General features: G+C 31.8%; 9 protein-coding genes. All 9 read left to right on the top strand.

Going from position 1 to position 7,312, the window contains the following annotated elements:
• Positions 1 to 431 (top strand): putative porin (locus tag ACIQ66_RS11110; protein WP_396212862.1); only part of this gene is annotated, 431 nt, incomplete at its 5' end.
• Positions 432 to 649: 218 nt separating this feature from the next.
• Positions 650 to 2,011: a pyridoxal-phosphate dependent enzyme gene (locus ACIQ66_RS11105; RefSeq protein WP_396212861.1), complete on the top strand. Its 1,362-nt coding sequence runs from the start codon at positions 650 to 652 to the stop codon at positions 2,009 to 2,011.
• 121 nt (positions 2,012 to 2,132) lie between these two features.
• Positions 2,133 to 2,906, top strand: a complete 774-nt coding sequence (locus ACIQ66_RS11100; protein ID WP_396212860.1) for a Fic family protein — start codon at positions 2,133 to 2,135, stop codon at positions 2,904 to 2,906.
• A 46-nt stretch (positions 2,907 to 2,952) separates the two neighbouring features.
• Positions 2,953 to 3,441 (top strand): exonuclease domain-containing protein, encoded by a 489-nt coding sequence (locus ACIQ66_RS11095; RefSeq protein WP_396212859.1) that lies wholly within the window; start codon positions 2,953 to 2,955, stop codon positions 3,439 to 3,441.
• A 48-nt stretch (positions 3,442 to 3,489) separates the two neighbouring features.
• Positions 3,490 to 4,761, top strand: a complete 1,272-nt coding sequence (locus ACIQ66_RS11090; protein ID WP_396212858.1) for a DUF2851 family protein — start codon at positions 3,490 to 3,492, stop codon at positions 4,759 to 4,761.
• A gap of 36 nt (positions 4,762 to 4,797) precedes the next feature.
• Positions 4,798 to 5,025, top strand: a complete 228-nt coding sequence (locus ACIQ66_RS11085) for a PspC domain-containing protein (protein WP_396212857.1) — start codon at positions 4,798 to 4,800, stop codon at positions 5,023 to 5,025.
• 9 nt (positions 5,026 to 5,034) lie between these two features.
• Entirely contained in the window at positions 5,035 to 5,925 is an 891-nt protein-coding gene (locus ACIQ66_RS11080; protein WP_396212856.1) for a helix-hairpin-helix domain-containing protein, read from the top strand.
• A gap of 27 nt (positions 5,926 to 5,952) precedes the next feature.
• Positions 5,953 to 7,122: an acyl-CoA dehydrogenase family protein gene (locus ACIQ66_RS11075; protein ID WP_396212855.1), complete on the top strand. Its 1,170-nt coding sequence runs from the start codon at positions 5,953 to 5,955 to the stop codon at positions 7,120 to 7,122.
• Positions 7,123 to 7,211: 89 nt separating this feature from the next.
• Positions 7,212 to 7,312 (top strand): 30S ribosomal protein S21 (gene rpsU, locus ACIQ66_RS11070; RefSeq protein ID WP_396212863.1); only part of this gene is annotated, 101 nt, incomplete at its 3' end.

Here is a 7,312-nt window from a genome sequence, read left to right as displayed (position 1 = left end):
CCAATAAAGAAATAAAATACTGGAAACTAGCACTTGACAACACTATTTTATATCAAAAAACAACTCAAGATGACCCAATTTTAAACGTTCCTGAAATAGTAACAAGAAACACGCTTTATTTCTCCAATTTTTTCTACAAAAAAGCACTTTTTCTTCAAGTTGGTGTAACTTTTAATTATTTTACAAGTTACTACGCTAACGCTTTTAATCCAGTTTTATCTGAATTTTTTGTGCAAAATTCAAAGAAAATTGGAGATTTTTCAAACTTCGATTTCTTCATCAACGGAAGAATTCGACAAACCAGAATTTTTATAAAAGCAGAACATTTTAACTCAGCATTTGCTTCCAAAAACAACTTTTACGCTGCTCCAGATTATCCTTATAGAGATTTCATAGTCCGCTTCGGATTGGTTTGGAATTTCTTTCAGTAATTTTTTTTAGAAACGAATCGCTTGCCAATTTTAGTAAACCATGTTCCTGCTGTACGTTCCAATCTCTTATTGCGAACACCGCAATAACAGTATTTCCACTGCCATCAGGGTTAGTCAGCCAACCATTTTCTCTAAAATCAAGGTTTTGTAAAACTATTATTAATCAATATCTTTGCAATCTAAAATTGTTAAATCGTTAATCATTAATCATAAATTTCATGAATTATTCAGAAAATATATTAGGAACAATCGGTAATACGCCATTGGTAAAGCTTAACAAAGTGATAGCTGGTGTTGATGCTCTTGTTCTTGCCAAAGTAGAAACCTTTAATCCAGGAAATTCTGTAAAAGACAGAATGGCCATAAAAATGATCGAAGATGCAGAAGCTGACGGTCGTCTAAAACCAGGCGGAACAATTATCGAAGGAACTTCAGGAAATACAGGCATGGGCTTGGCGCTTGGCGCAATCGTAAAAGGGTACAAATGTATTTTTGTAATTACCGATAAACAATCCAAAGAAAAAATGGATATATTAAGAGCTGTTGGTGCAAAAGTTGTCGTATGTCCAACCGATGTTGAACCAACCGATCCTCGTTCATACTATTCTGTGTCAAAAAAATTAGGAGAAGATACACCTAATTCTTGGTACGTAAATCAATACGACAATCCAAGTAATGCAACAGCGCATTATGAGCAAACTGGTCCAGAAATTTGGGAACAAACTAACGGAAAAATTACACATTTCGTTGTCGGAGTAGGAACCGGCGGAACAATTTCGGGTGTCGCAAAATATTTAAAAGAAAAAAATCCAAACATCAAAATTTGGGGAATTGATACATACGGTTCGGTTTTCAAAAAATACCACGAAACAGGAATTTTTGACGAAAACGAAATATATTCATATATAACAGAGGGAATTGGAGAAGATATTCTTCCAAAAAACGTTGACTTCAGCTTAATCGACGGATTTACAAAAGTAACCGATAAAGATGCTGCCGTTTACACTAGAAGAATCGCTCTCGAAGAAGGTATTTTTGTTGGTAATTCTGCTGGTTCTGCCATAAAAGGTTTGCTGCAATTAAAAGAACATTTTACCAAAGACGATGTTGTAGTTGTTTTGTTCCACGATTCAGGAAGTCGTTATGTCGGAAAAATGTTCAATGACGATTGGATGCGTGAAAGAGGTTTCTTAGACCAAGAAATCACTAAAGCTGAAGATGTTATCAAAGATCATATCGAAAAACCATTGGTAATTGTGCGTACCGAAGAACTTGTTTCTCACGCAATTGAAAGAATGCGTAAATACAAAATCTCTCAAATACCTGTAATAGATATAACTGGTTTTGTTGGCTCAGTTGACGAATCTGACTTGTTCCAAAACTATGTTTCTGATAAAAATGTAGCCGATAAACCAATCAGAGAAGTCATGGGAAAACCGTATCCAATTGTAAAACTAGGAACTGCAATAGAAGAGGTTTCAAAGCTTTTTACCAAAGAAAATCAAGCCGTTTTAGTAGATTTAGGAAACGGAAAACACCACATTATTACTAAATATGATATTATCGGTTCAATAAAATAAGAATTATTTTGTCATTCTGAGGCACGAAGAATCTCATTAAAACCTGTAAGCATTTAAATTCTTGCAGGTTTTTTGTTTTCAAACTTTTTTAATTTTACATTTGTTTACAATCAATTTTTAAATGAAAATAATTCCTAACATACTTCTCAAAGAATATAAAGCTACTTTTCCTAAAGAGTTAGAAGAAAAATTCAATGCACTTCAAGATGCCGAGATTTCTAATGATTCTTTTAGTTTTTATACTTCTGTTGCTGTAATGGCTTCTTCTAAAATTGAAGGAGAACGAATGGAGATTGATAGTTATGTAAAGCATAAGATGTTGGATATTGAATATCTCGAAGACTTGGTAGAAAAGCCGAATGATTTGTATAATGCTTATAAATTTGCTCAATCACAAAAATTAACTTTGAACAATTTCTTAAATGTTCATGAAATAGTTTCATTACACTTGTTGTCTGAATCAAAAAGAGGTGTTTATAGAAATTGTAATATGGTTGTAATGGAGCATAAAACATTTAAAGTTCAGTATGAAGCTGCACAAAGTCATGATGTTCCTAGATTAATGAGAATTTTTTGGGAGGATTTAGAACTTTTGCTAACTATGGAATTAGAATTTAGTGAAATTTTTTATTATGCTTCTTTTATTCACATCTGTTTTGTAAATATTCATCCATTTGAAGACGGGAATGGAAGGTCAGGAAGATTACTTGAAAAATGGTTTCTTTCTGAAAAATTAGGAGAAAAGGCTTGGTTTATTCAAAGTGAATTGAATTATTATAAAAATATTGAAAATTATTATAAAAATCTCAATAATTTAGGTTTGTTTTTTGAATCTCTCGATTACACCAAAGCAATGCCTTTTTTAAAAATGCTTCCAGAATCTTTATACTTATAATTTTTAATCTAAAATCAAAATTCGTTAATCTACAATCTGCAATCTCATGACTTTCACAGCAATCGATTTTGAAACCGCAACAGGTTATCCTGAAAGTGCTTGTGCAGTTGGAATTGTAACTGTTGATGACGGAATTATTACAGACGAATATTATACAATAATACAACCACCTAACAACGAGTATTGGTACAGAAACATTATGGTTCATGGGATAAAACCTATTGAAACTTTAAACAAACCAATGTTTGACGATTTGTTTCCCGAAATCAGAAAACGACTATTCGGACGCAAAATTGTGGCACATAACGAACGTTTTGATCGCAATGTTTTGCAAAAAACGATGAAGTGTTATGGATTGTACTATGATGAATTAGAAATTCCAGCTATTTGGGAATGCACTTGTAAAATTTATCGCGCCAAAGGCTACAAACCTGCTAATCTTAGGCATTGCAGCGATTTGAATAATATAGAATTAGTACATCATGAAGCTTTATCTGATGCAAGAGCTTGTGCGAAATTGTATTTGTTAAAATAAATTCTTACATTCGTCTAGTGATAAAATTATAATTAAAATAGAAAAAACTTGAAAGAAGATTTTCTACATTATCTCTGGAAATACAAGAAATTTGCTATTTCTGACCTAAAATCCGTTTCGGGTGAAGTAATTTCTATTGTCAATTGTGGTCAATATACACAACTTGCAGGCCCTGATTTTTTCAATGCTCAAGTTATTATTGGTAATCAAAAATGGGCAGGAAATGTTGAAATTCATATAAAATCTTCCGATTGGTATGTGCATCATCACGAGAAAGATGAAGCCTACGATAACGTGATTTTACATGTCGTTTGGGAACATGATACCGATGTTTTCAATAAAAATAATCATCCAATTCCTGTTTTGGAACTTAAACAATATGTTTCAAAAGATATTTATGAAAATTACCAGTCTTTAGTAACTCCAAAGTCATGGATTTTCTGCGAAAAGCAAATCGCAACAATTGATGAATTTTTAATTTCAAATTGGCAAGAACGCTTATTTTTTGAACGCTTAGAAAGAAAATCAAAAGCAATTTACCATTTAGTTGAAACAACTAACCAAGATTGGGAAGCAGTTTTGTTTGTGCTTTTAGCGAAAAACTTTGGACTCAATACCAATGGTGAAATTTTCTTCAAAGTGGCAACAGCTATTCCTTTTTCGGTAATAAGAAAAGAAAGTTTTGAAGTTGAAAATGTCGAAGCTATGCTTTTTGGAGCATCAGGATTGTTAGATATTGAGAAAGAAGATAATTATTTCAAAGATTTAAAATTTAGGTTTTATTATCTTTTACACAAATATCAATTTGAAAAAAAGCAAATAGAACCAGTTCAGTTTTTCAAACACCGACCCGATAATTTTCCAACCATTCGATTGTCGCAATTGGCTAATGTGTATCATTTACATCAAAATTTATTTTCAAAAATTATAAGTGCAACAACAGTTTCAGAAGTTTATAATCTATTTATCGTTTCGGTTTCTAAATATTGGCAATCGCATTATCAGTTTGACAAAGAAAGTACAAAGAAAAAGAAATCACTTTCTAAATCCTTTATTGACTTGTTGATTATCAATACAATAATTCCAGTTCAATTTGCTTATGCTAAAAGTCAAGGCAAAGAAATTGCTGAAAATCTACTCGAACTTTTGCGTGAAGTGGCGCCTGAAAGTAACAGTATTATTGAAAAATTTTCATCTTTCGGAATTAAATCAAAAAATGCTTTTGAAACGCAAAGTTTGTTACAACTAAAGAACGAATATTGTAATCATTCTAAATGTTTAGATTGTACCATCGGAATTGAACTACTCAAAAATAATTAAACTATTTTTTGTTACTTTGTATAAACATAAATTGATATGCCTTTTGTAATTCATTTAAAATATTTTTTCGAAAAACATGGTTTTCACGTCTCCTCTCGACTTGCTGATAAGTTGGGAATGAGAGCCAATAGCGTGCGAATGTTTTTTATTTATATTTCGTTTGTAACGGCTGGTTTATGGTTTGGGGTTTACTTAACATTGGCATTTTGGATGCGACTAAAAGATCTTATTCGCGCTAAAAGAACTTCAGTTTTTGATTTATAACTTTTTACTATGGATTATAAAGAACCAATAAAATCGTATTTCAATTTTACAAAATCCCAGCGTTTAGGTTTGGTTTTGCTATTGTCTTTGATTGTTGTTTTTCAAGTTGCTTTTTACTTTATCGATTTTTCTCAACCAGAAAAAAACACGTCCGAAAAACAACAATGGTTGGCATTACAATCAGAAATTGATTCTTTAAAACAAAATATTCCAACTTCTTCCTATAAAATCTATCCATTCAACCCCAATTTTATAACCGATTTTAAAGGATATAAATTAGGAATGACTGTTGAACAAATAGATAGATTATTAGCCTTTAGAAAACAAGGAAAATTTGCCAATTCACCCCAAGAATTCCAACAAGTTACTGGAATTTCAGATTCGCTATTAAAAGCAATTTCGCCTTATTTCAAGTTTCCTGATTGGGTGAACAAGAAGAATTCTGGAGCAAAAAGTAATTGGGTTGATTATTCAAAAACTAATTATGATAAGAAAGAAAAAGTTGTGATTCTAGACATCAATTCGGCAACCAAAGAAGATTTGATGAAAGTTTACGGAATAGGCGATGCACTTTCTGAACGTATCTTGAAACAAAAAGAAGTTTTTGGCGAATTCGTTTCGATGGAACAAATGAGCGATGTTTGGGGACTTTCGCTAGAAGTTATTGAAAAATTGAAGCAAAGTTTTAAAATCATTAATAATCCTAAAATCAAGAAAGTAAATATTAACAACGCTTCAATCAAAGAATTAGGTCAATTTCCTTATTTTCGATATCCAATTTCAAAAAATATTGTCACTTATAGAAGTATGAATGGCGATATCAAAATTGAGGATTTAACAAAAATAAAAGATTTTCCTGTTGATAAAATAAAAATAATTGCCTTATATTTGGAATTCTAAAAAAAGAACACAAAAATAGGCTTATTTATGAATTCAATATACTTTACAGAAGAACACGAATTATTTAGAAAGAGTTTGCAAGATTTTTTGCAAAAAGAAGTAGTGCCTCACATTGAAAAATGGGAAAAAACAGGTACTATTGAGCGTTTTATATGGAAAAAATTCGGGGAAATGGGCTTTTTCGGAATCAATTATCCTGAAGCTTATGGTGGTATGAATCTAGATTTATTTTATACAGTTGTGTTCTTAGAAGAACTCCAAAAAATAAAATCATCTGGTTTTGCAGCCGCTATGTGGGCACATGCTTACTTAGCAATGACACATTTAAATGCAGAAGGCGATGAACGAATCAAGAATGATTATTTGATACCAAGTATTTTTGGCGATAAAATAGGCGCTTTATGTATTACAGAACCTTTTGGCGGTAGTGATGTTGCTGGAATGAAAACAACAGCTGTAAAAAATGGAAATAAATATGTAATAAATGGTTCAAAAACTTTTATTACTAACGGAGTTTACGCCGATTATTATGTTGTTGCTGCAAAGACCAATCCTGAACTTGGAAATAAAGGAATAAGTATTTTCTTGATGGATACAAATTTAAAAGGCGTATCAGCAACAAAATTAGATAAATTGGGTTGGAGAGCATCTGATACTGCAGAGATTGCATTTGATAATGTTGAAATTCCTGAAGAAAATTTAATGGGTGAAGAAGGAAAAGGTTTTCCTTATATCATGCAACATTTTGCTTTAGAGCGTTTGATAATGGCCATAAACGCACATGCAAGAGCCGAATATGCAATTGATTATACCATTGATTACATGTCGCAACGCGAAGCATTTGGTAGAACAATTGACAAATTTCAAGCATTGCGTCATACAATGGTTGACCATGCAACTGATGTAGAGCATTGTAAAATATTTAATTACGCTGCGGTAGCTAGGCTAAACAAAGGTGAATATGTAGTGAAAGAAGCCACAATGGCCAAACTAAAATCTACAAAAGTAGCAGACGAAACTATTTATAGCTGTTTGCAAATGCTTGGCGGATATGGTTATATGGAAGAATATCCATTAGCTCGATTACTTAGAGATAGCCGTCTCGGACCAATTGGTGGCGGAACTTCTGAAATATTAAGAGAGATTTTATCAAAAATGATAATTGATAAGCAGAATTATAAACCAGCCGTTAAATAGTTGTTTTTAAAAATAATTCATAATTCGTAATTCATAAATCATAATTTTTATTTAGATTTGCACCCTTAACGAGAGGAGGTGTCTATATTATGTTAATTATACCAATTAAAGACGGAGAAAATATCGATAGAGCATTAAAGCGCTATAAAAGAAAATTTGATAAAACAGGAACTGTTCGTCAGTTACGTGC

Source organism: Flavobacterium sp. (genome assembly GCF_044377315.1).
Lineage (GTDB): Bacteria > Bacteroidota > Bacteroidia > Flavobacteriales > Flavobacteriaceae > Flavobacterium.
Note: the sequence above shows the minus strand (reverse complement) of the source record. Positions and strands in the feature narration are given on the sequence as shown.